This window comes from Devosia sp. LjRoot3 (genome assembly GCF_964252865.1).
Taxonomy (GTDB): Bacteria; Pseudomonadota; Alphaproteobacteria; order Rhizobiales; family Devosiaceae; genus Devosia.
The window spans coordinates 323,201-345,125 of record NZ_CAXUPK020000005.1; the positions used below are offsets into that span (position 1 = coordinate 323,201).

General features: G+C 61.5%; 20 protein-coding genes and 1 tRNA gene. 14 read left to right on the plus strand and 7 right to left on the minus strand.

What is annotated here, in order from left to right; translation table 11 throughout:
- Positions 1 to 14: 14 nt before the first annotated feature.
- From ACSQ2A_RS18935 to ACSQ2A_RS18955, 5 genes are read left to right on the plus strand one after another with little or no spacing between them, the layout of a single operon-like run.
- Positions 15 to 287, plus strand: a complete 273-nt coding sequence (locus ACSQ2A_RS18935) for a hypothetical protein (RefSeq protein ID WP_295411797.1) — start codon at positions 15 to 17, stop codon at positions 285 to 287.
- Between the two features lie 9 nt (positions 288 to 296).
- The gene (locus ACSQ2A_RS18940; protein WP_436073472.1) at positions 297 to 716 is read left to right on the plus strand and encodes a hypothetical protein; all 420 of its coding nucleotides are present in this window, start codon (positions 297 to 299) and stop codon (positions 714 to 716) included.
- 45 nt (positions 717 to 761) lie between these two features.
- Positions 762 to 1,211, plus strand: a complete 450-nt coding sequence (locus ACSQ2A_RS18945) for a DMT family transporter (RefSeq protein ID WP_295411799.1) — start codon at positions 762 to 764, stop codon at positions 1,209 to 1,211.
- A gap of 59 nt (positions 1,212 to 1,270) precedes the next feature.
- On the plus strand, positions 1,271 to 2,353 hold the full coding sequence (gene queA / locus ACSQ2A_RS18950; RefSeq protein WP_436073473.1) for a tRNA preQ1(34) S-adenosylmethionine ribosyltransferase-isomerase QueA: 1,083 nt from the start codon (positions 1,271 to 1,273) through the stop codon (positions 2,351 to 2,353).
- A complete protein-coding gene (locus ACSQ2A_RS18955) occupies positions 2,350 to 2,976 on the plus strand; it encodes an exopolysaccharide biosynthesis protein (protein ID WP_436073474.1) in 627 nt (208 codons plus the stop codon). Before queA ends, ACSQ2A_RS18955 begins: the two co-directional genes overlap by 4 nt.
- A gap of 3 nt (positions 2,977 to 2,979) precedes the next feature.
- Here the strand turns inward: ACSQ2A_RS18955 and ACSQ2A_RS18960 are convergent, their stop codons facing one another.
- Positions 2,980 to 3,420, minus strand: coding sequence for a hypothetical protein (locus ACSQ2A_RS18960; RefSeq protein ID WP_436073475.1), 441 nt, complete (start codon positions 3,418 to 3,420; stop codon positions 2,980 to 2,982).
- 223 nt (positions 3,421 to 3,643) lie between these two features.
- Here ACSQ2A_RS18960 and tgt point away from each other — a divergent pair, with 223 nt between their 5' ends.
- The 3 genes from tgt to map are packed head-to-tail and all read left to right on the plus strand — an operon-like array spanning position 3,644 to position 7,204.
- Complete coding sequence (gene tgt, locus ACSQ2A_RS18965; protein WP_436073476.1) at positions 3,644 to 4,780, plus strand: tRNA guanosine(34) transglycosylase Tgt; 1,137 nt, start codon at positions 3,644 to 3,646, stop codon at positions 4,778 to 4,780.
- Positions 4,781 to 4,804: 24 nt separating this feature from the next.
- The gene (gene pgi / locus ACSQ2A_RS18970; protein WP_436073477.1) at positions 4,805 to 6,445 is read left to right on the plus strand and encodes a glucose-6-phosphate isomerase; all 1,641 of its coding nucleotides are present in this window, start codon (positions 4,805 to 4,807) and stop codon (positions 6,443 to 6,445) included.
- A gap of 3 nt (positions 6,446 to 6,448) precedes the next feature.
- A complete protein-coding gene (gene map, locus ACSQ2A_RS18975) occupies positions 6,449 to 7,204 on the plus strand; it encodes a type I methionyl aminopeptidase (RefSeq protein WP_436073478.1) in 756 nt (251 codons plus the stop codon).
- Positions 7,205 to 7,328: 124 nt separating this feature from the next.
- On the opposite strand, the gene ACSQ2A_RS18980 is transcribed toward map, so the two are convergent.
- Complete coding sequence (locus ACSQ2A_RS18980) at positions 7,329 to 7,856, minus strand: hypothetical protein (RefSeq protein ID WP_436073479.1); 528 nt, start codon at positions 7,854 to 7,856, stop codon at positions 7,329 to 7,331.
- A 61-nt stretch (positions 7,857 to 7,917) separates the two neighbouring features.
- Positions 7,918 to 8,076 carry a hypothetical protein gene (locus ACSQ2A_RS18985; RefSeq protein WP_436073480.1) on the minus strand — a complete coding sequence of 53 codons (159 nt, stop codon included), beginning with the start codon at positions 8,074 to 8,076 and terminating at the stop codon, positions 7,918 to 7,920.
- Positions 8,077 to 8,244: 168 nt separating this feature from the next.
- Here ACSQ2A_RS18985 and ACSQ2A_RS18990 point away from each other — a divergent pair, with 168 nt between their 5' ends.
- Positions 8,245 to 9,969, plus strand: a complete 1,725-nt coding sequence (locus tag ACSQ2A_RS18990; protein ID WP_436073481.1) for an ABC transporter ATP-binding protein — start codon at positions 8,245 to 8,247, stop codon at positions 9,967 to 9,969.
- A 13-nt stretch (positions 9,970 to 9,982) separates the two neighbouring features.
- Here ACSQ2A_RS18990 and ACSQ2A_RS18995 read toward each other — a convergent pair.
- Positions 9,983 to 10,057 (minus strand) — tRNA-Lys (locus ACSQ2A_RS18995).
- 103 nt (positions 10,058 to 10,160) lie between these two features.
- Positions 10,161 to 10,916, minus strand: coding sequence for a hypothetical protein (locus ACSQ2A_RS19000; protein WP_436073482.1), 756 nt, complete (start codon positions 10,914 to 10,916; stop codon positions 10,161 to 10,163).
- A 140-nt stretch (positions 10,917 to 11,056) separates the two neighbouring features.
- On the opposite strand from ACSQ2A_RS19000, the gene glmU reads away from it, so the two are divergent.
- A complete protein-coding gene (gene glmU, locus ACSQ2A_RS19005; protein ID WP_436073483.1) occupies positions 11,057 to 12,418 on the plus strand; it encodes a bifunctional UDP-N-acetylglucosamine diphosphorylase/glucosamine-1-phosphate N-acetyltransferase GlmU in 1,362 nt (453 codons plus the stop codon).
- Position 12,419: 1 nt separating this feature from the next.
- Positions 12,420 to 14,246 carry a glutamine--fructose-6-phosphate transaminase (isomerizing) gene (gene glmS, locus ACSQ2A_RS19010; RefSeq protein WP_436073484.1) on the plus strand — a complete coding sequence of 609 codons (1,827 nt, stop codon included), beginning with the start codon at positions 12,420 to 12,422 and terminating at the stop codon, positions 14,244 to 14,246.
- A 138-nt stretch (positions 14,247 to 14,384) separates the two neighbouring features.
- On the opposite strand, the gene recG is transcribed toward glmS, so the two are convergent.
- The gene (recG, locus tag ACSQ2A_RS19015; RefSeq protein ID WP_436073485.1) at positions 14,385 to 16,493 is read right to left on the minus strand and encodes an ATP-dependent DNA helicase RecG; all 2,109 of its coding nucleotides are present in this window, start codon (positions 16,491 to 16,493) and stop codon (positions 14,385 to 14,387) included.
- A gap of 61 nt (positions 16,494 to 16,554) precedes the next feature.
- Complete coding sequence (locus tag ACSQ2A_RS19020; RefSeq protein ID WP_436073486.1) at positions 16,555 to 17,067, minus strand: ClbS/DfsB family four-helix bundle protein; 513 nt, start codon at positions 17,065 to 17,067, stop codon at positions 16,555 to 16,557.
- A 163-nt stretch (positions 17,068 to 17,230) separates the two neighbouring features.
- Here ACSQ2A_RS19020 and ACSQ2A_RS19025 point away from each other — a divergent pair, with 163 nt between their 5' ends.
- From ACSQ2A_RS19025 to ACSQ2A_RS19035, 3 genes are all read left to right on the plus strand, one after another.
- Positions 17,231 to 17,509, plus strand: a complete 279-nt coding sequence (locus ACSQ2A_RS19025) for a succinate dehydrogenase assembly factor 2 (RefSeq protein ID WP_295411813.1) — start codon at positions 17,231 to 17,233, stop codon at positions 17,507 to 17,509.
- A complete protein-coding gene (mfd, locus tag ACSQ2A_RS19030; protein ID WP_436073487.1) occupies positions 17,506 to 20,991 on the plus strand; it encodes a transcription-repair coupling factor in 3,486 nt (1,161 codons plus the stop codon). Before ACSQ2A_RS19025 ends, mfd begins: the two co-directional genes overlap by 4 nt.
- A 144-nt stretch (positions 20,992 to 21,135) precedes the next feature.
- Complete coding sequence (locus ACSQ2A_RS19035; RefSeq protein ID WP_436073488.1) at positions 21,136 to 21,861, plus strand: invasion associated locus B family protein; 726 nt, start codon at positions 21,136 to 21,138, stop codon at positions 21,859 to 21,861.
- Positions 21,862 to 21,925 lie beyond the last annotated feature (64 nt).

A 21,925-nucleotide genomic window follows, 5' to 3' on the forward strand; every position in this document is an offset into this window, starting at 1 on the left:
GGGTGGATGTGGCCATGGGCCGGCTCATCGTGATGGGCGTACTCGGCGCCACAGCCGAAATCGGCGACAAGACCTATTCGACCGGACCAGACCGCGGTGAAGGCGAGCCCTTTATTGTCGGGCAGGCTTTTGCCGAGGGCGACGATATGATGATCGATTTCGTCGATCCCAATATCGAATACATCCTGGTCGGCCTGCGCGTGACCTATGACAAGGCCACTGAGGAATGGGCCGGCAAGCTCACCTCTGGTGACACGGTCATCGATGTGACTTGCGTGGTGGGCTGATCGGACAAGATGCTTAAGACATTCGTTCTTGCGCTGGCAGTGATTGGGCTGCCAGCAAGCGCCTTTGCGCTCGACACCGTCACCTGCGCCGATGAAAAGGGCGAGGTGTCGCTGACCTATGTGACCGGGCCAGCCTTCGTGCAGCCCGTTCTCAGCGTCGAGGTGCAGCTGACCGATGATTTCGGCGTGTCGACCAATGCCGACCATCCCGATTATGACGGCGAATATGTTTCGCGCGGCTTTGTCGGCGACGATGTCGAGGGCGGGGAGGTTTCCTGGCGCGACGAGAAGGGGAACGAGCACCGCGCGCTCAGTTTTCGTATCGGCCGGGTGACCGAGGCCCAGAAGGCACAGGTGGGCGGCGTGTTGGCCGTGGATGGCGGCGGGCTCTGGACGGTGACGTGCCGGTCGAGCGACCTTGGCATGTAAGCCGACCGATTCTGTCGGGCCGTTTCAGGACGTAAGACTTTGAAGATGGATACTTTGCTCTGGGCGCTGATGGGCGTCTTCGCGGGCGCTTGCATTGCCGTGCAGGCGCCGATCAATGCCGGGCTCGGACGGGCACTGGAAGTGCCGATCGCGGCGGCGGCCGTGTCATTCCTCGCCGGTGGCGTGGTGCTGTGGGCACTGGCCTTTCTCTTCAGCCATGTGACGGCGACGCCGATCAATTTTGCGGCGCCTGCGCAATGGACGCTGGTGGCCGGCGGGCTGCTTGGGGCGTTCTATGTGTTCTCCAATATCACGCTGACGCCGATGATTGGCGCGGCGGCGGTGATGGCGCTTTCAGTGGCCGGGCAGCTGATGGCGGGGCTGGTGCTCGACAAGGTTGGTTTCATGGGTATGGCCGTGCGCGAGATCACCATGGGCCGCGTGGCCGGCGCTGTGCTGCTGATCGTCGGCGCGGTGATGATCCGGGTGCTTTAGGGCAACCTTGCTGACTTTGCCCCGTTTTCGGAGCGCGACAAGCGTGCTACGAGCCCGATATGCGTGTTTCCGAATTCGACTTTGACCTGCCAGAAAAACTGATCGCCCTGCATCCGGCCGAGCCGCGCGACTCTGCGCGACTATTGCTGGTGCGCCCCGGCGAAGCGCTGGAAGACCGGCATATTCCCGACCTGCTGGACATCCTGCAGCCGGGCGATGTGCTTGTCGTCAATGACACGCGCGTCTTGCCGGCCGAACTGCGGGGCACACGGGTGCGCGGGGAAACGCGGGCCAATGTCTCGTTTAACCTCCACAAGCGGGTGGATGCGCATACCTGGCGCGCCTTTGCGCGGCCGGCCAAGAAGCTGGCGCTGCTCGATGAGTTGGAACTGGGCAATGGGCAGGCCGATGCGCTCAAGGCCCGCGTCGCCGGCAAGGGCGATACCGGGGAAGTGACGCTCGAATTCGTTCTTGGCGGGGCTCAGCTCGACGAGGCGATCAAATCGCATGGCGCCATGCCGCTGCCGCCCTATATCGGGGCCAAGCGGGCCGTCGAGGAGCGCGACAAGGTCGACTATCAGACCGTTTATGCCGCCGAGGATGGCGCGGTTGCGGCGCCGACGGCGGGGCTGCATTTCACCGAAAAACTGCTGCAGCAATTGAGCGATCGCGGCGTGACCATGGAGCGCGTGACGCTGCATGTGGGCGCGGGGACCTTCCTGCCCATGAAGGTGGATGACACGGATGACCATGTCATGCACTCGGAATGGGGTGACATCGACCAGGCGACGGTTGAACGCATCAATGCCAAACGCGCGCTAGGCGGGCGGGTGATTGCGGTTGGGACCACCAGTCTGCGGCTGCTGGAGACCGCGTCGCGTGCGACCGGGCGGTTGCAGCCTTTTATCGGCGATACGGATATCTTCATCACGCCGGGCTTCAAGTTCCGGACCGTCGATATCCTGATGACCAATTTCCATCTGCCGAAATCGACGCTCTTCATGCTGGTCAGCGCCTTTTCGGGCCTCGACCAGATGAAGGCGGCGTATCATCACGCGATCGAGAATGGCTATCGCTTCTATTCCTATGGCGACTCTTCGCTGTTGTTCCGCGCCGGTGGCGACGAGGACGACGAGGCGTGAGCCGCGGCGCGCCGCCTATTGTCCGCTACACCAATCGGATTGTAGCGGGCCTGAAGACGGTTGCTGCCAGTGGCGATGAGAAGCTGACGTTTCATCGGCTCGTCGAAGCGATGGGACCCGGCGCGCATCGGCTGCTGATCCTGATGTTGACGCTGCTCAACATGATCCCCGGTCCGCCAGGCTTTGGCGGGACTATCGCTTGGACGACATTTGCCGTTGCGCTGGCCATGGTGCTGGGACGGCCGATCCGGCTGCCCGGCATCATCGGAAATCGCAAGCTGCCCGTGGCGCCGCTGCTGAAAGCGAGTGAGCAGGTGGTGCGGGTGACCGGGATTATTGCGCGATTTTCGCGACCTCGGCTGAGGTGGCTTACGGGGGCGGCGGCGACCATTCCCTATGGCGTTTTTACCATGGTGCTCAGCGTGACGATGACGGTGCCGATTCCGTTCATCAATGCGGTGCCCAATGTCGGACTTTGCGTGCTGGCTTTTTCGATGCTGAACCGGGATGGGGCAGGGGCCGTTATCGGGGTTGGCCTCTGCCTTTTGGGGCTGGCGATAGAGATCGCCCTGATTTTCGGGGCGATCAATGTCGGGATGCACGCGGTCAACACGGTGCTTTAAGCGTCAGATTCCCGCTGCGTCGTGGACGAGCGTGCCCGAAAAGCCGCACGACGCGCCGTGATATTCGAGGCACCCGTCGCGCTCTTCGAGGACAACGCCACCTTCGCCATCGAAGGTGATGCCGATTTCGCAATATTGCTGCGAAAGCATCGGCGAGTCGCTTTCCGGGTCGTATGTCTCGTTTTCGACGAAGAAATTGCCGCCCTTCTTGGAGAGAAGAACTTCGCCCTCGATGCCGCCGGCACAGCCCATGAATTCTTCCTGGATCGGCACGATCGTATTGATCGAGATGGCATAGCGATCGTCCTCGATATGGGTGAGGTCCAGCGTCAAATCGCCTTCGCCGCTGCCGGTATAGATACCTTCAATCTGGTTCACCTCCTGGGCAAATGCTGGAAGGGCGGCGATGGAAATCGTGGCGACGAGGAAAGCGGTTCGGAACATCAGTGGCCTCAACAACAGAAAGTGTCGAAGCGATAGGGGCAGGTGAGAATGGCGAAAATCGGACGGCCGGTAGTTACAACTATCTAAAGGCTCTGGATTTTCGGGCTCTGCCAATCGCGGAAAGGGATAACCGGCTGACGTCATCAACTGCGACCGCTGCGCGCCAAAGGCTTTGTGGCTGGGGCCTTCCTTCTGGCGGGCTAACCCGCTAGAAACCCGGCCCATGAGCACGACGAAACAGGTTACCTTCTCCCTTCTCGCAACCGATGGCGCGGCGCGGCGCGGCCGCATCGACACGCCGCGGGGCGAGATCAATACGCCGGCCTTCATGCCGGTGGGCACGGCCGGCACCGTAAAGGCCATGTATCCCGAGCAGGTGCGCGAGACCGGCGCGGATATTTTGCTTGGGAACACCTATCACCTGATGTTGCGGCCCGGGGCGGAGCGAGTGGCTTCGCTGGGTGGCCTCCATGATTTCATGGACTGGCAGCGGCCGATCCTGACCGATAGTGGCGGGTTTCAGGTCATGTCGCTGGCCAAGCTGCGCAAGCTCACCGAGAAGGGCGTTACCTTCAAATCGCATATCGATGGCTCGTCCTATGAGCTGACGCCGGAGCGGTCGATCGAGATCCAGACGCTGCTCGACAGCGATATCATCATGCAGCTCGACGAATGCATCGCACTGCCGGCCGAGCGCAAGGAAATCGAGCGCGCGATGGAATTGTCACTGCGCTGGGCGGATCGGTCCAAGACAGCGTTCAACAATCAGCAGAACCGTGCGCTGTTCGGGATCGTGCAGGGTGGCGACGATGCCGAGCTGCGCGCGAAATCGGCGGCGGGGCTGAAGTCGATTGGGTTTGATGGTTATTCGATTGGTGGCTTGGCTGTGGGCGAGCCGCAGGAAGTGATGTTCCGCGTGCTGTCTGATATCACGCCGGAACTGCCGACGGATCGGCCGCGCTATCTGATGGGCGTGGGCAAGCCGGACGATATTCTCGGCGGCATCGAGCGCGGCGTCGACATGTTTGACTGCGTGCATCCTACCCGCGCAGGGCGTCATGGGCATGCCTATACGCGCTTCGGTGTCATCAATCTGAAGAATGCGCGGCACAAGGATGACCATCGTCCGCTCGACGAAGCGTCGCCCAATCCCAATTGCCGGCGCTGGAGCCGGGCCTATCTCCACCATCTGGTAAGGACGGAAGAGATTTTGGGTGCCATGGTCCTTTCGCAGATCAACCTGCACTATTATCAAGAGCTGACCGCGGGCACGCGGGCGGCTATCGAAGCCGGCCGCATGGCCGATTTTGCGGCCGAAACGCGCGCCGCATGGGCTGCCGGCGATCTGCCGGTCCTGTAAGAAAATTCCTTGGAGAAGACGCTGATGGCTAAGTCGGGACGCAAGGCCGGGTTCGAAACGCTGGGCAAGCTCAAGAAGGCAATTGAGGGCCAGCCGATGCGGCTGCTGTTCGCGGAAGACCCGAACCGCTTCCAGCGTTTTTCGGTCAGCGGGGCGGATATCCTCCTCGACTATTCCAAGAACCGGATCGACGAAGGTGTGATGGCTGCGCTGTTCGACTTGGCACGCGCTGCCGGCGTTGAAGAACGCCGCGCGCAGATGTGCGAAGGCGAGCACATCAACGTCACCGAAGACCGCGCCGTGATGCACATGGCGCTGCGCTATCAGGGCGACAAGCCGGTCGAAGTTGATGGCAAGGACGTGATGCCCGATGTGCGGGCCGTCTTGAAAGCTATCGAGACCTATACAAATGCGGTGCGGTCGGGCGAAATCCGCGGGCATGGCGGCGAGCAGATCACCGATGTGGTCAATATCGGCATTGGCGGGTCAGATCTCGGCCCGGTGATGGTGACGTTGGCGCTGGCGCCCTATACGCGGCCGGACCTGCGCGCGCACTATGTGTCCAATGTCGATGGCGCGCATATCCATGACATTCTGAAGGGACTCGACCCGAAGAAGACGCTGTTCATTATCGCCTCGAAGACGTTTACGACCGACGAGACGATGACCAATGCGCATTCGGCCCGGAAGTGGCTGGCTGACGCGCTGGGCGAAGAGGCGGTGCCGAGCCATTTTGCTGCGGTTTCGACCAATATTGCGGCCTGCGCCAAGTTCGGTATTCGCGAAGACCGCATTTTTGGGTTCTGGGACTGGGTTGGTGGTCGCTATTCGGTGTGGTCGGCCATCGGTCTGCCCGTGGCGCTGGCTGTCGGCTACGACAATTTTGCAAAGTTCCTGGCCGGCGCCGATGCGATGGACCGGCACTTCCTCGAGACGCCGCTCGAAAGCAACCTGCCTGTGATCATGGGCCTGCTGGGCGTCTGGTATCGCAATGCCTGGGGTTTTTCCACGCATGCCGTGCTGCCCTATGACCAGCGGCTGAGCCGTTTTGCGGCTTATCTGCAGCAGCAGGATATGGAATCGAACGGCAAGTCCGTCACCCTCAACGGCAAGCCGGTGGGTTGGTCGACGGGTCCGATCGTCTGGGGCGAGCCGGGCACCAATGGGCAGCATGCGTTCTATCAGTTGATCCACCAGGGCACGGACGTGATCCCGGCGGATTTCCTGATTGCCGCGCAGCCGCATGAAAAGCTGCCGCCGCATCACGACAAGCTGGTGGCCAATGTGCTGGCGCAGTCCGAAGCGCTGATGCTGGGCAAGACCGAAGAAGAGGTCGTTGCTGAGCTCAAGGCCCAAGGCCTCGACAAGGACCAGATCAAGGCACTGACCCCGCACAAGGTGTTCCCGGGCAATCGTCCGTCCAACACGCTGTTCTACAAGCAGCTGACGCCTGAAATCCTGGGGTCGCTGGTGGCCCTCTATGAGCACAAGGTGTTCGTGCAGGGCGTCATCTGGAACGTCAATTCCTATGACCAGTGGGGCGTGGAACTGGGCAAGCAGCTTGCCAAGGCGCTGCTGCCGAAGGTTCAGGGTGAGCAGAGCGGGGAGGGGCATGATAGCTCCACGCAGGGCCTCCTCAAATTCTACCTCGCCAACAAGGCCTGATCATTGACCATCACCACCGACGAGCAACTGGAAAAACTCAAGGCAATCGGCCGCATTTGTGCCGTGGCGCGCGACGCCATGGCTGCGGCCATGCGACCGGGGATGACGACGCTCGAGCTCGACGAGATCGGCGCCAAAATCCTGGCCGAGCACGGGGCGCTGTCGGCGCCTATCGTGACCTATGATTTTCCGGGGGCGACTTGCATCTCGGTGAACGAGGAGATCGCCCATGGCATTCCGGGCGACCGGGTGCTGCACGAGGGCGATCTCGTCAATATCGATGTGTCGGCGGCTCTGAATGGCGTCTTTGCCGACTGTGGCGCGAGCTATGTGCTGGGCAAGGGCGACAAGCGGCTCGATACGCTGTGCCGCGACGGCAAGAAGGCGATGTGGGCCGGGATCAACGCTGTGAAGGCGGGTGCTCCGCTCGCCGATATCGGCACGGCCATCGGCAAGGTGGCCAAGAAGGGCGGCTATACGCTAATCAGGAATCTCGCCAGCCATGGCGTGGGCGACAGTCTTCATGATGAGCCGGGCGAGATTCCGACCTGGCCGGATCGGTCGGAGCGGCGGCGGATCGAGAATGGGCTGGTGTTCACCATCGAGCCGTTTCTGTCGATGGGTGGGCAGTTTGCGGCGCAGAAGAGCGACGATGACGAGTGGACGCTGGTTGCCGATCCCATGGCGCCGTGCGTGCAGTATGAGCACACTGTGGTGGCTACGCCCAAGGGGGCGATCGTGGTGACGCTGGCGGCTTAATTTTTCTGTTCATCGTCGCCGCCGGGCTTGTCCCGGTGGTCCCCAGCCATTCGTAAGAATGGCTGGCGGAGGCGAGATGGATTGCCGGGACAAGCCCGGCAATGACGAAGGGATGGGGACTTTCTTAGAGCCACACCAGCAGCATTGGGCCGATCAGCACCAGGCCGATGGCGATGACGAAGCGCAAATTGCCCAACTGGCGCAATGCCGGGACGCTCAGCGCCGTCGAAAGCAGGAAGTAGCCGACCAGCGCGATCAGCGCTGGGGCGATGCCTGATGCCGTCAGCGGCGTGTTTTCGTTGAGCTGCAGATAGATCATGTGGCCGCCGGCAAAGCCGATCAGCGAGGTGATGACCACGGTCACCGCCTTGGCAGTGATCAGCAGCGCCATGTCGATGGTGTTGCTCGTGAGAGCCAAGGCGATGCCAGTGGCCGTCACGTGAACGGCTGCAAGCGTCGCGAAGACCTGGTTCTGGGCCAGAAGCGGGATCAGTTCGGGCGGTGCGAAGAGGGGCACGGCGCCGATCATGGGCAGGTTGGCCCCATACTGCGCCATCAGAAAGATGACGTAGAGCATGGCGAGGGTCGACGTCGCGAAGACGAGCAAGACCGCTGCGAGGACCTTGAGCAGATCCATGGTATCCTGAGACACGTGGCCTCCTCACAATGCTGATGGTTTTAGTATGAGTTCGCCGGGCCGATTCTGACAGCCGCTACGCGCGGCGACGGCCGGGCTGGGTCAGAATTCTGGTGGGTGGACGCCGCCGCCGCCGGACCGCCACCGGCATGCGGAACTCTTCCGACAGCTCTGCAGCATCGGCCCGATTGTCGAGCTCGGCATAAGGGTCGATGTCGGTGGAGCAGGTTGACATGGGGCCATGACGGAAAGAACGTTGCCGGGGTCATGCCTAAGTCGTATGGCAACGTCAAGACAGCGGCCCTGCGCACGTTGCCACAGACATCAAATATGACTAAACAAGTCTAGTTATCTCTACCGGCCGACCATCGCGGCCAGTATCCTTCTTGATGGGCCAAGCCACATGCTTAAGCGCTTTTATGCCTACTATCGCCCCTATACGGGGCTGTTCATTCTCGACTTCGGTTGCGCCGTTATCGCGGGTCTCCTGGAGCTCGCCTTTCCGCTGGCGGTCGCCTATGTGATCGACAAGCTGCTGCCGGAGTCCAACTATTCGTTGATCCTGGCGGCCTGTGCGGGTCTGCTTGCCATTTATGTGGTCAGCGCTGGCCTCAAGGCGATCGTCAACTATTTCGGCCATGTGCTCGGCGTGTCGATGGAAACCGACATGCGCCGGCAGGCCTTTGACCACATGCAGAAGCTCAGCTTCCGCTTCTTCGACAACAACAAGACCGGGCACCTGATCACCCATGTGACCAAGGACCTCGAGGACGTGGGCGAAATTGCGCACCATGGCCCGGAAGACCTGTTCATTGCCGTGATGACCTTTATCGGCGCCTTCCTCTTGATGTTTTTCACCAATTGGAAGCTGGCGCTTATCGCGATTGCGCTGGTGCCCATCATGAGCTGGCTGGTGACGCGTTATGGCTCGCGCATGACCAGGAACTGGCAGGAACTGTTCCGCCGGGTCGGCGATTTCAACGTGCGCGTGGAAGATGCCATCGGCGGCATTCGCGTGGTCAAGGCTTTTGCCAATGAGGGGCACGAATCCGGGCTGTTCCAGGACAATAACCTCGCCTATCGCAAGACCAAGCTGCAGGCCTATGCGATCATGACCTCCAGCCTGCTCATTACGTTCCTCTCCACCCGCATTGTGCAGCTCGTCATCATGATGGCCGGCGCATGGCTGGTGGTTGTGGGCGAGCTGTCCTATGGCGGTTTCGTCAGCTTCCTGCTGCTGGTGGATGTGTTCCTTCGGCCGATCGACAAGATCACCGGCGTGTTGGAAAGCTACCCCAAGGGCATTGCCGGGTTCCGCCGCTTTGCCAAGCTGATCGATACCGAGCCTGACATTGCTGACAGCCCCAATGCCGTGGAGGTGGACCGGCTGAATGGGCATATCCGCTTCGAGGATGTCTCGTTCTCTTACGACGAAGGCCGCTCGATCCTGCGGAACGTCAATCTCGACATCACTGCGGGCGAAACCGTCGCTATTGTCGGGCCTTCGGGCGCGGGCAAGACGACGCTCTGCTCGCTGTTGCCGCGGTTCTATGAGACCACCGAGGGCCGCATCAGCATCGATGGCATCGGCATTGCCGACATGACGCAGGCGTCGCTGCGCAAGCAGATCGGCGTGGTGCAGCAGGACGTGTTCCTGTTTGGCGGCACGTTGCGTTCCAACATTGCCTATGGCGATCTCGACGCTTCGGACGAGGCGATCATGGAAGCGGCGCGTCGGGCGCGGCTGGAAGAGATGATTGCGGGCCTGCCGGCCGGGCTCGATACGGTTGTCGGCGAGCGCGGGGTGAAACTCTCGGGTGGGCAGAAGCAGCGCGTCGCTATTGCGCGCATCTTCTTGAAAAACCCGCCGATTCTGATCCTCGACGAGGCGACGTCTGCCCTGGATACGGCGACCGAGGCGGCGATCCAGCAGGCGCTGAACGACCTGTCGTCGGGCCGCACCACGCTGATCATTGCGCATCGCCTGGCGACCGTTCGCCATGCCCATCGCATCATCGTTCTTACTGAGAACGGCATTGCCGAACAGGGTGCCCATGACGCGCTGCTGAGCAGCAATGGCGTCTACGCAAAGCTGCACTCGGCGCAGCAGCTTGGTCTTGTGGGGTGATGTTGGGAAAGAGTGGTACGCCGGGCGGGGGTCGAACCCGCGACCATTCGATTAAAAGTCGAATGCTCTACCACTGAGCTACCGGCGCATCTGCAAACGCCCTGCGGCGTTGGCGCGGAAAATAGTCAGGATGGTCCCGGAGTCAACCAATATTGCGCCGGGACCGTCCAAGGCTGGGGAAGGCGACCTTCCTAGTTGATCGGCGTGCCAGCAAAGCTGGTTGGCGAACAGGCGATTTCCATCTGTTCGAGGCGCTGGCAGAAATCGCGCGCTTCCGACATTTGTGCGATGGGACCAACGACAAGTCGCTGCTGATTGGCACCCGCACCCTCGGTGAGGAGTGGCGACATATCGATGACGAGGGAGCCGAGGCGAACTTCGAGATTGTGCCACTGCGCGGCGCCCTGACCGACCGCAAAGCTTGAGCCGACGGCGACAGCATAGCCAACCTGGGCGCCGGACGAGGCAGTGGGCACGGCGATGGGAGCGGGCAGGGGTTGCTGCAGGGGCGACTGGTGCACGACGACGGTGCCACCTTCGGCGGCAACCTGCTGGCCGGCATTGTTGGTGATCGATGCCGTGGTGACCGAGCGATCGATCGCGCCCATGGCGGGCCGAATTTCCGCAAGAGTCGGCATAGAGACTTCCAATGCGCCGACGCGCCGGACTACTTCATTGCCGGACTGTTCCTGCAGCGAGAAGCGGGTCGTGAGCACTTCGTTCTGGCGGCGCAGTTGCACGGTTTCGGTGCGCAGCTCGGCAACCTGCTGGCGCAACTGGGCTAGCGAGGCGGCGTCGTTTCGCGGCGAATGCAGCGCATTGAGGGCCGACGAGGGGATGAGACCACCGACATTGGCGCCCAGAACGGCCAAGCCGGTGCAGACAAGTGCGGCTATTCCCCAGACTTTGACGTCCGACTGCCGAAACTGTTCTGAATTCTGCACCAATTGTCCATCCTCGTTTGCCCAACGAATCAAGGGCACTACGCGCTATTAGAATGTGTCATTGGTTATCTATTCACCAATGACATCGGCCATAAATTTGTGGCAATGGGCGAAGAAGAACTTGGCGAGCTGGAGTGGCCGCGATGACAGAACTGCTTTCCATCATTCTTGCGGCCGGTGAGGGCACGCGGATGAAGTCATCCGTGCCCAAGGTCTTGCATCATGTCGGCGGCCTGCCGGTCGTCAGTCATGTGTTGCGGACAGCCAAGGCGGCGGGATCGACCATTGCGGTCGTGGTGGGGCCGAACCATGAGGCCGTGGAAGAGGCGGTTACGCGGTTCGAGGCCAACGCGCATATTTCCAAGCAGGTGGAGCGCAAGGGCACTGCTCATGCGGTGCAGCAGGCGCGGGCGGCCTATGAGGCCGCGGCCGGGCATATTCTGGTGCTCTATGCCGATACGCCACTGGTGACCAGCGAGACGATTGCCGAGATCACCGACAGGCTCGATGGCGGCGCCGATATCGTGGTGGTCGGGTTCCGGCCGGAGAACCCTACCGGCTATGGCCGGCTTTTGACGGAAGGGAGCCGTGTGCTGGCCATCCGCGAGCATAAGGACGCGACAGAAGAAGAACGCAAGATCGGCCTCTGCAATTCCGGCATCATGGGTTTTCGCGGGGACACGCTGCGATCGGTGATCGACCGGATCGATAACAAGAATGCCAAGGGCGAGTATTATCTGACCGATGCCATCGAACTGGCAGCCGGAGACAAGAAGCGCGTCGATTTCATCGAGGCGGATGCGAATGAGCTGGTTGGCGTCGACAACCGCATAAAGCTGGCCGAAGCCGAGGCGACGTTCCAGGAATTCAAGCGGATTGAGGCCATGGAAAATGGCGTCACCCTGCGCGATCCCAATAGCACCTGGTTTTCGTGGGATACGGAAATCGGCCGGGACGTGACGATTTTTCCCAATGTCGTGTTCGGCCCGGGCGTGAAGATCGCCGACAATGTCGAGATCCGGGCCTTCTGTGACATTGAAGACGCCATCATTGGCGAGGGCGCGAGCATCGGGCCGTTTGCCCGTATTCGCGGCGGGGCCGAGCTGGGGCCGGATGTGCACCTCGGCAATTTTGTCGAGGTGAAGAAGTCCAAGATCGGGGCCGGAACCAAGGCGGGGCACCTGAGCTATCTTGGTGATGCCGAAATTGGATCAAAGACCAATATCGGTGCGGGTACCATCACCTGCAACTATGACGGCGTTAACAAGGACAAGACGATTATCGGCGACAATGCCTTTATCGGGTCCAATGCCTCGCTCGTGGCGCCGGTGACGATTGGCAATGGCGCCTACACCGCTTCGGGCAGTGTGATTACGCAGGACGTGCCGGACGATGCCCTGGCTTTTGGCCGGGCGCGACAGGAAACCAAGCCGGGCTATGCGCCAAAATTGCGGGAACTGGCGCTCGCGAAAAAGGCCGCCAAACTGGCGGCCAAGGGGAAATAAGATGTGCGGCATTGTTGGCATTGTCGGTAACGAACCAGTTGCCGGTCGTCTGGTCGATGCGCTGAAGCGCCTGGAATATCGCGGCTATGACAGCGCCGGTGTCGCAACGCTGGAAGGCGGCGCGATATCGCGCAGGCGAGCCGAGGGGAAGCTGGGCAATCTTGCCACCAAGCTCGGCATGGAGCCGCTCGACGGACATATCGGCATTGGGCACACCCGCTGGGCGACGCATGGCGCGCCGACCGAGCAGAATGCCCATCCGCATGCGACCGAGCGTGTCGCCGTGGTCCATAACGGCATTATCGAGAATTTTCGCGAGCTTCTCGCCGATCTTGCGCAGGACGGATATCTGCCGCAGACGCAGACGGATACCGAATCCGTGGCGCTGTGGGTGAGCCGGGAACTGGCCAATGGCGCCGACCCGGAACTGGCCGTGGCGCGGACGCTGAAGAAGCTGAAAGGCGCCTTTGCGCTGGCCTTTTTGTTCAAGGGCGAGGGTAATCTGCTGATCGCCGCGCGTCATGGGGCGCCGCTGGCCGTGGGCTATGGCGCGACGGAAATGTATCTTGGCTCGGACGCAATGGCGCTGGCGCCGTTCACCTCGCGGCTGACCTATCTTGAGGATGGCGATTGGGCCGTCATCACGCCGGCCGGCGTGACCATTCGCGATGGCAAGGACGCCATCGTGCAGCGTGAGCAATTGCTGTCGCAGGCTTCGGCGCTGCTGGTGGACAAGGGCAACCATCGCCATTTCATGGCCAAGGAAATCTACGAGCAGCCCGAAACCATTTCGCACACGCTGAGCCACTATGTGGACATGGGCGCGGAAAAGGTGGCGATCCGGGAAAGCCTACCCTTTGATTTCGCTGATCTTTCGCGACTGACCATGAGCGCTTGCGGCACGGCCTATTATGCTGGTGCAGTGGCAAAATACTGGTTCGAGCGCTATGCGCGGCTCCCCGTGGACATCGATGTGGCGAGTGAATTCCGCTATCGCGAACCGCCGCTCGACAAGAACGGGCTGTCGCTGTTCATTTCGCAATCGGGTGAAACGGCCGATACGCTGGCGGCTCTGCGCTATTGCGCCGGGCAGGGGCAGCATGTGGCAAGCCTTGTGAACACGGTGGAATCGACCATTGCGCGTGAATCCGGCGTGGTGTTTCCAATCCTTTGTGGGCCGGAAATCGGTGTTGCCTCGACCAAGGCGCTGACGGCGCAGTTGACGGCGCTCGCGAGTCTGTCGCTGGCGGCGGGCCGGGCGCGCGGCGTGGTGAGCGCCGAGCAGGAAGCGGAACTGGTGCGGGCGCTGGTGGCGCTGCCATCGGCCGTGTCCGAGGCGCTGGGGGCGGAAGGCCAGATCGTCGACATTTCCAAGCGCCTGTCGAAGGCCAAGGATGTGCTCTATCTCGGGCGCGGGCCGATGTTCCCGATCGCCATGGAAGGCGCGCTAAAGCTCAAGGAAATCAGCTATATCCATGCCGAAGGCTATGCCGCCGGCGAGCTGAAGCATGGGCCGATTGCGCTGGTCGATGAAGCCATGCCGGTGATCGTCGTGGCGCCTTCGGATGAGCTGGTCGACAAGACGCTCAGCAACATGCAGGAAGTCGCGGCGCGAGGCGGGAAGATCATTCTCATCACCGATCCCGAGGGCGCGAAGACGGTCGGTCACGGCGTGGCCGACATCATCGAGATCCCGCATGTGCATCCGTTCGTTGCGCCGATCCTGGCGACGATTCCGGTGCAGTTGCTGGCCTATCATACGGCTGTGTTTATGGGCACGGACGTGGACCAGCCGAGGAATTTGGCGAAGTCGGTGACGGTGGAATAGGCGAATCCCAGGACTGGGATAAGGCTCTTCGCTTCACTCCACCCCGGTGTCATTCCCGCGAAAGCGGGAATCCATTCTCGCTACAAACAGAGATTCCCGCTTTCGCGGGAATGACGCCGTGGAGGTGGGGAAGGCAGTTTACCCCGCCCGGATCAGAGGTATCGCCAGGTCTTTCCTGAACAAATACAACAGCGTACGGGCCGCTTCGCCGTCATCACCGGTAAGGGCTGGGTTACGCTGCATCAGCGCCTTGGCGTCGTCGTGGGCGAATTCCAGGAGGTGCCGGTGCACGTCGGGGACGGCGAGGCGGTAGCCGGGCATGCCGGATTGGCGCGTGCCCAGAATGTCGCCTTGACCGCGGAGTTCGAGGTCGCGTTCGGCGATCTCAAAGCCGTCTTCGGTGGATTTTATCGTGTCGAGGCGAGCCCTTGCGGTTTCGCTGAGTGGGTCCTTGTAGAGCAGCAGGCAGGCGGAGCGCTGGGAGCCGCGACCGACGCGGCCACGCAGCTGGTGGAGCTGGGCGAGGCCGAAGCGTTCGGCGTGCTCGATGATCATGATGGTGGCGTTGGGGACGTCGACGCCGACTTCGATGACGGTGGTGGCCACCAGAAGCTTGATTTCATTGGCCTTGAAGCGCGCCATGACGTCCTGCTTGGCGGCGGCAGACATGCGTCCGTGGACGAGGGCAACTTCGAGGCCGAAGATTTTTTGCAGTTCGGCGAAACGGTCTTCGGCTGAGACGACCTCCAGCGTTTCGCTTTCTTCCACTAGCGGGCAGACCCAATAGGCCTGGGCGCCTTCGTGCAGTTTTGCCTGCAGGCGGGCGATGACGCGGTCGTAATCGTTGATCGAAAGAACCGCCGTATCGATGGGTTGGCGGCCGCGGGGCTTTTCCTTGAGGACGCTGACGGCCATGTCGCCGAAGTGGGTGAGCACCAGCGTGCGCGGGATCGGCGTGGCGGTCATGACGAGGAGGTCGGTGTGGCGGCCCTTTTCGGAGAGGGCCAGGCGCTGGTGGACACCGAAGCGGTGTTGCTCGTCGACAACCGTCAGACCCAAGTTGTTGAATTCGATGCCGGATTGGAAAAGCGCGTGGGTGCCCACGGCGATGGTGGTGGTGCCATCGGTGAGGCCGGCGAGGATGGCGCGGCGTTCGGCGGCGGGCATTTTGCCGGTGAGCAGGGCGCAACCGAGGCCGGCAGCGTCGCAGATGGGCTTGATGGTTTTGTAGTGCTGGGAAGCCAAGAGTTCTGTCGGCGCCATGAGGGCGGATTGAGCGCCAGACTCGGCCATGGCGGCCATAGCCATCAAGGCGACGACGGTTTTGCCGGAGCCCACGTCGCCCTGCAAAAGACGGGACATGCGCTCGGGCGCTGCGAGGTCTGCACGGATTTCCTCAAGCGCCTGATTTTGTCCGTCGGTGAGCTTGAACGGAAGCACACTCGCGACCTTGGACGTCACGCTGCCATTGAATGTGCGCGCTATGCCGCGCTCGGAAATCATCGACGAGCGCAGCAGTTGCAGGGTGATCTGGCCGGCAAGATATTCGTCATAAGCGAGGCGCTGGCGGGAGGGGCCCCAGAGTTCGGCTTCGCCCGGATTTTCGGGCAGGTGCACGCTGTGCATGGCCTCGGTAAAGGTCGGCCACTTGCGCTGATTCATCGTGGCCGGGTCGATCCATTCGGGGAGAACGGGGATGGAATCGACAGCCTGGCGCACGAGCTTTGCCAATGCCTTGGAGCTCAGGCCGTTGGTCAGCGGATAGACGGGTTCGACGAGGGGCAGTGTGGCGAACTTATCCGGCTCGACGATGTAGTCGGGGTGGGTGATCTGCTTCTCGCCGTTGAAGAAACCGACCTGGCCCGAGACGTAGCGCTCTTCGCCGACCGGCAGCGCCTTTTCGACCCAGCCGCCTTGGGCGCGGAAAAAGACAAGCTGCATGTCTCCAGATTCATCGTGTGTGTAAACGCGATGGGGAATGTGCTCGCGACCACGCGGGGGAGGCTGGTGGCGGTCGACATGCAGTTTCAGCGTGACGATCTGGTTGAGATAGGCCTCGGCAATGCCAACCTGGCGACGACGATCGACCGTGCCCGATGGCATGTGCATCAGAATGTCGAGGACGATGGCTTCCTGCCCCTCGGGCGCACCGAAAAAGCGCGTGAGCAGGGCCGCGAGCTTGTCACCCACGCCTTTGATTGCGTGGAGCGAGCGGAACAGGGGCTGGAGGGTTTCGGGACGCGACACTGACTGATTCTCCTGCGCGCGAGAGTGGCACAAAAGAACAGGACAGGAACAGGGCGGAACCCTAGCTCAACGCCTGCGCCTTGCGCCATTTCACAAGACGTGTATGCGCATTGGCGTAGGGCGATGAAGTATTGAACTGGATCATGCGCCCTAGGGTCCATTTTTCGTACCATGGGCGGCCGTAGAGGCTGGTGTCGTCTTCCGCCTCGATGATCGCGACGATGTCGGATTTGGCGCGGTCTAGTTCGGCGAGCAGATCGGGAAAGGGAAGGGCGGCGTGATCAGCGTAGAATTTCTGCGCGAGGCGGCCGAGTTCGTTCCACTTGTAGCCGGTTTCAGGAAAGTCGACCTCCTGGCCAGCCTTGCGCCCGCGATACCATTTGATGACAAGCAGGTTCCAGCCGAGGAGATAGGCCGCAAGGTCGTGCACGCTCATCATGATGCCCTTGGCGTGGCCTTCGAGCGTCTTTTCGGCGGTTCGTTCGACGGGAATCGCGGCGAAGTCAGCGGCCAGCTTGCCGTAGGTCTTGTCGATGGCGGCCAGAAGCTCGGTCTTGTTTTGCGGAACGGCCATGGTTTGCTCCTTGCTCTTTAGTCCTTCTAGGGCAGAATTCGTGACTGCTGCATGATCGAGATCAAGTTGCTTCGCCATTGCGCGCAAAGGGCTGACAATCCCTTTCAAGACGCGTAAGAGAGTGTCCAAATCGAGAACAAACTACTGAATCATGGATGTCGAAATGACGGCCGGTGAGGACATTGCTATTCGCCGCAAGCGGTTGCGCTATCGCGCCTGGCATCGGGGGACCAAGGAAATGGACCTGGTGCTCGGGCCATTCTGCGATGCCAATATCGATGGGTATGGCACGGCCGAACTCGACCGGCTGGAAGCGCTGATGAACGAGGAAGATCCGCCGCTGCTCAAATGGGTGATGCGGCAGGAAGAGCCGCCGGCGCATGTCGACCGGGCCTTTCTTGATCTGGTCGTGGCCGACCACCAGGCTCGGATCGAAAAATGAATGAAATGACTGGGCTGCCGGCCATCCGGACGATTTCCAATGTGCCCGATGGTATGCAGCCAATGGCGCTGGCGCGGCTGATCGAGCAGCGTCTGAAGGATGCGCCGGATGATGCGGCGAGCCTGGTTTTCGTCGCGCGCGATGGGCGGCGGATGCAGCGAATGGCTGAAGTGCTGGGCGCGATGCTGCCGGGCCACACGATCCTGACGCTGCCGGCCTGGGACTGTCTGCCCTATGATCGCGTTTCGCCCAATAACGTAACCATTGCGGCACGCATGAACACGCTGGCGGCGCTGACGAGCGGGGCCAAGGGCGCGATCGTGCTGACCGCGGTCAATGCGCTGATCCAGAAATTGCCGCCGCGCGATGTGGTTGAAACCATGTCGTTTTCGGCGGCTATCGGGCGGGTGGTCGATAGCGAGAAGCTGATCGCCTGGGCGTCGAACAATGGCTATCTGCGCGTGCCGACGGTGCGCGAAAGCGGCGAATATGCGGTGCGTGGCGGGCTCGTGGACTTGTTCCCAGCGAGCGCGGACGCACCGTTGCGCTTCGACTTTTTCGGTAGCCAGCTTGAATCGATCCGTACCTTTGATCCGGACAGCCAGCGCACCACGGGCACGCTGAAGCGCGTTGACCTGACGCCGATGAGCGAGGTCATTCTCAACGAAGAGACCATTCGCCGCTTCCGGCAGAAATATACCGCCGCCTTTGGTGGTAATACGGTCGACGACACGCTTTATGCCTCGGTGAGCGGCGGTTCGCGCTATTCGGGCACGGAGCATTGGCTGCCGTTTTTCTACGACCATATGGACCGGTTGGCCGACTATGTCGGCGATGCGCCCTTCGTGTTCGACGATCAGGCGGCGGAGGCTTTTGCCGAGCGCGCCGAACAGATCGCCGACTATTATGAAGCGCGCGAGACGGCGCGGCAGGCAAAACCCGTAGCCGGGGCAGGGGCGCCCTATAAGCCGATCCAGCCGGACCTGCTCTACGATCTCGATGTGCAGCCGCAGACGCTTGCCGGCGCTTCGGTGATCCAGCTTTCGCAGTTCCTCTCGCCCAGTGCCAAGAAGGGCGATGATTGGGGCGGGCATATTGCGCCGAGTTTTGCGGCGGAGCGGCTGGCGTCTGACGTCAATCTGTTCCAGGCGGTCGTGGACCGGCTCCTGGCGGAGCGGCGCGAAGGACGGCGGGTGATCGTCGCTTGCTGGAGCGCGGGTACGCGCGACCGCATGGTTCAGGTTTTGAAGGACCATGGACTGACCAATCCGCGCATGGCGGAAAACTGGCGCGATGCGGAAACGACCAGCGCGGCGACGACCTCGCTGGTGGTGCTGCCGCTCGAAACCGGCTTTGAAACCAAAGACCTGCTGGTTCTTTCCGAGCAGGATATTTTGGGCGAGCGCATCCTGCGGCCGCAGCGCAAGAAGAAGGCTTCGGATGCGCTGACTGAAGCGGCTTCGCTCTCGGCCGGCGATCTCGTGGTTCACGTCGATCATGGTATCGGCCGGTTTGTGGGCCTGAAAGTAATCGAAGCCGGTGGTGCTCCGCATGAATGCGTCGAGCTGCAATATGCCGGCGACACAAAACTCTATCTGCCGGTCGAAAATATCGAGCTTCTTACGCGCTACGGGTCGGATGACTCGTCCGTGGCGCTCGACAAGCTCGGCGGCGTTGCCTGGCAGGCGAAAAAAGGAAAACTCAAGAAGCGCATCCGCGAAATGGCGGAGCAGCTTATCAAGCTCGCTGCGCAGCGCTTGCTGGTCAAAGCCGATGTCATCGACATCAATGCCGGCGCCTATGACGAATTCGCGGCGCGCTTCCCCTATGAGGAAACCGAGGACCAGCTCACGGCCATCGAGGCGGTGTTTGACGATATCACCTCGGGCAAGGTCATGGACCGGTTGGTTTGCGGCGACGTTGGCTTCGGCAAGACCGAAGTGGCCTTGCGCGCGGCCTTTGGCGTGGCGCTGAGTGGCAAGCAGGTTGCCGTGGTGGTGCCGACGACGCTCCTAGCGCGGCAGCATTTCAAGACCTTCTCAGAGCGCTTCAAGGGGCTGCCCGTGCGGGTGCGCCATGCCTCGCGCATGGTCAGCGCCGCTGAATTGAAGGCGACCAAGGATGGACTGGCCGATGGGCAGGTCGATATCGTGGTGGGCACGCATGCTCTGCTCTCCAAGACTATCAAGTTCCATGACCTAGGCCTTCTCATCATCGACGAAGAGCAGCACTTTGGCGTGGGCCACAAGGAGCGGCTCAAGGAGCTCAAGGCCAATGTGCACGTGTTGACGCTGACGGCGACGCCGATTCCGCGCACGCTGCAACTGGCGCTGACCGGGGTGCGCGACCTTTCTCTGCTGGCGACGCCGCCGGTCGATCGTCTGGCGATCCGTACATTCATCTCGCCCTTCGATCCGCTCTCGATCCGCGAGGCACTCCTGCGCGAAAAGTATCGCGGCGGGCAGAGCTTTTATGTGGTGCCGAAGATCAAGGACCAGCCGGATATCGCAGAATTCCTGCGCCAGCAGGTGCCGGAAGTTTCCTATGTCGTGGCCAATGGGCAGATGCCGCCGGGCGAACTCGACGACATCATGAACGCCTTCTACGATGGCAAATTCGACGTGCTGCTGGCGACGACGATCGTCGAGTCCGGGCTCGATATTCCCAATGCCAATACGCTGATCGTGCATCGCGCCGACAATTTCGGCCTGGCGCAGCTTTATCAGATCCGTGGGCGTATCGGCCGGGCCAAGCAACGCGCCTATGCGCTGTTCACCGTGCCGGCTGACAAAAAATTGACCGACACGGCCGAGCGGCGGCTGGGTGTGCTGCAATCGCTTGAAAGTCTGGGCGCCGGTTTCCAGCTTGCGAGCCACGACCTCGACATTCGCGGCGCGGGGAACCTGCTTGGCGACGAGCAATCGGGCCATATCCGCGAGGTGGGCTACGAACTCTATCAGGCCATGCTCGAAGAAGCCGTGGCGGCGCTTCGGAGCGGCGAGGAAGAATACGAGGATCGCAACGAGTGGAGCCCTTCGATTTCGCTGGGCATGCCGGTGATGATCCCCGAGCACTATGTGCCCGACCTGACGCTGCGCATGCAGCTTTACCGCAAGCTCGGCGACCTGACCGATATCAGGGACATCGACGCGGCGGGCGCGGAATTGATCGACCGATTCGGGCCTTTGCCCGAGGAAGTCGAGGCTTTGCTCAAGGTAATCCTCGTCAAGTCCTTGTGCCGTCAGGCCAATGTCGAGAAAGTCGATGCCGGGCCGAAGGGTGCGGTGTTGACTTTGCGCAATAGCGAATTCCCCAATCCGGTGGGTCTGGTGAAGCTCGTGAGCGACCCAGCCAACCAGGTTCGCATCAAGCCTGATCAGAAACTCGTGTTCGCGCGCAACTGGCCAACCCCGGAAACAAGGCTCAAGGGTACGGCTGCAATCCTCGCAAAACTGGCAAAACTTGCAGAAAATGCTGCCTGAGCGACTCTATGTTGCGCGGGGGCCTCATAATATTTTGGCAAGGGCGTCCGGTCATGTTATTGCCCGAATTGCGCCCTTGAAGGGCAGGTAAGTTTCTAGGTGGCGGAGTGCCGCCGAGACCGCCAAGGAAGGCAAGGACACTCTATGAAATTCAGGAAACCCCTCGTTGCTGGTTTGACTGCGGCTGCCCTGCTGCTGTCGCCGCTCTCGGCTTTCGCTCAAGATGCCGCTGCGCCCGCCCCTGAGGCCCCCGCCGCTGAAGCGCCCGCTGCCGACGCCGCTGCCGCGCCGGCCGCCAACAATCCCGCACAGAACTGGCTGAAGGTTTGCGATCCGCTGCCCGATGGGCAGAAGGCGTGCATCATGCGTCAGGTGGTTCTGGCCAATGGCCAGTTCCTCGGTTCGTTCCTGCTGCGTGACGATCCGGGCCAGGAATCGCGCCTGCTCGCCGTTGCTGCGGTGCCGCTTGGGGTTCTGCTGCCCTTCGGCCTGACCTGGCAGATCGACGGCGCCAAGCCGGTTCGCGTGCCCTACATGATCTGTGACCCGACCTCGTGCGCCACGCAGCTCGTGATCAACGAGCAGTATGTGAACTCGCTCAAGGGCGGCAACAAGCTGACCCTGACCGCCAAGAACCGCCAGAACCAGGATCTCACCATCGAGATCAACCTGTCCGGCTTCACCGCGGCCTATGACAGCGACACGGCAATGACTTTCGAGCAGTTCCAGCAGGAAACCTCGGGCGAAAACGCTCTCGAGCAGGTTCTGCAGGACCGCGCCGAACAGCTCCGCAAGGAACTGACCGAGCAGACCGGCGCCCCGGCGGCCGATGCTCCGGCAGCTGACGCTCCGGCTCCGGCCGCACAGTAAGCGTTTCGCTAAGATGAAATGAGAAGGGCGCGGCCAAGGCCGCGCCCTTTTTTGTTTTCTGGTC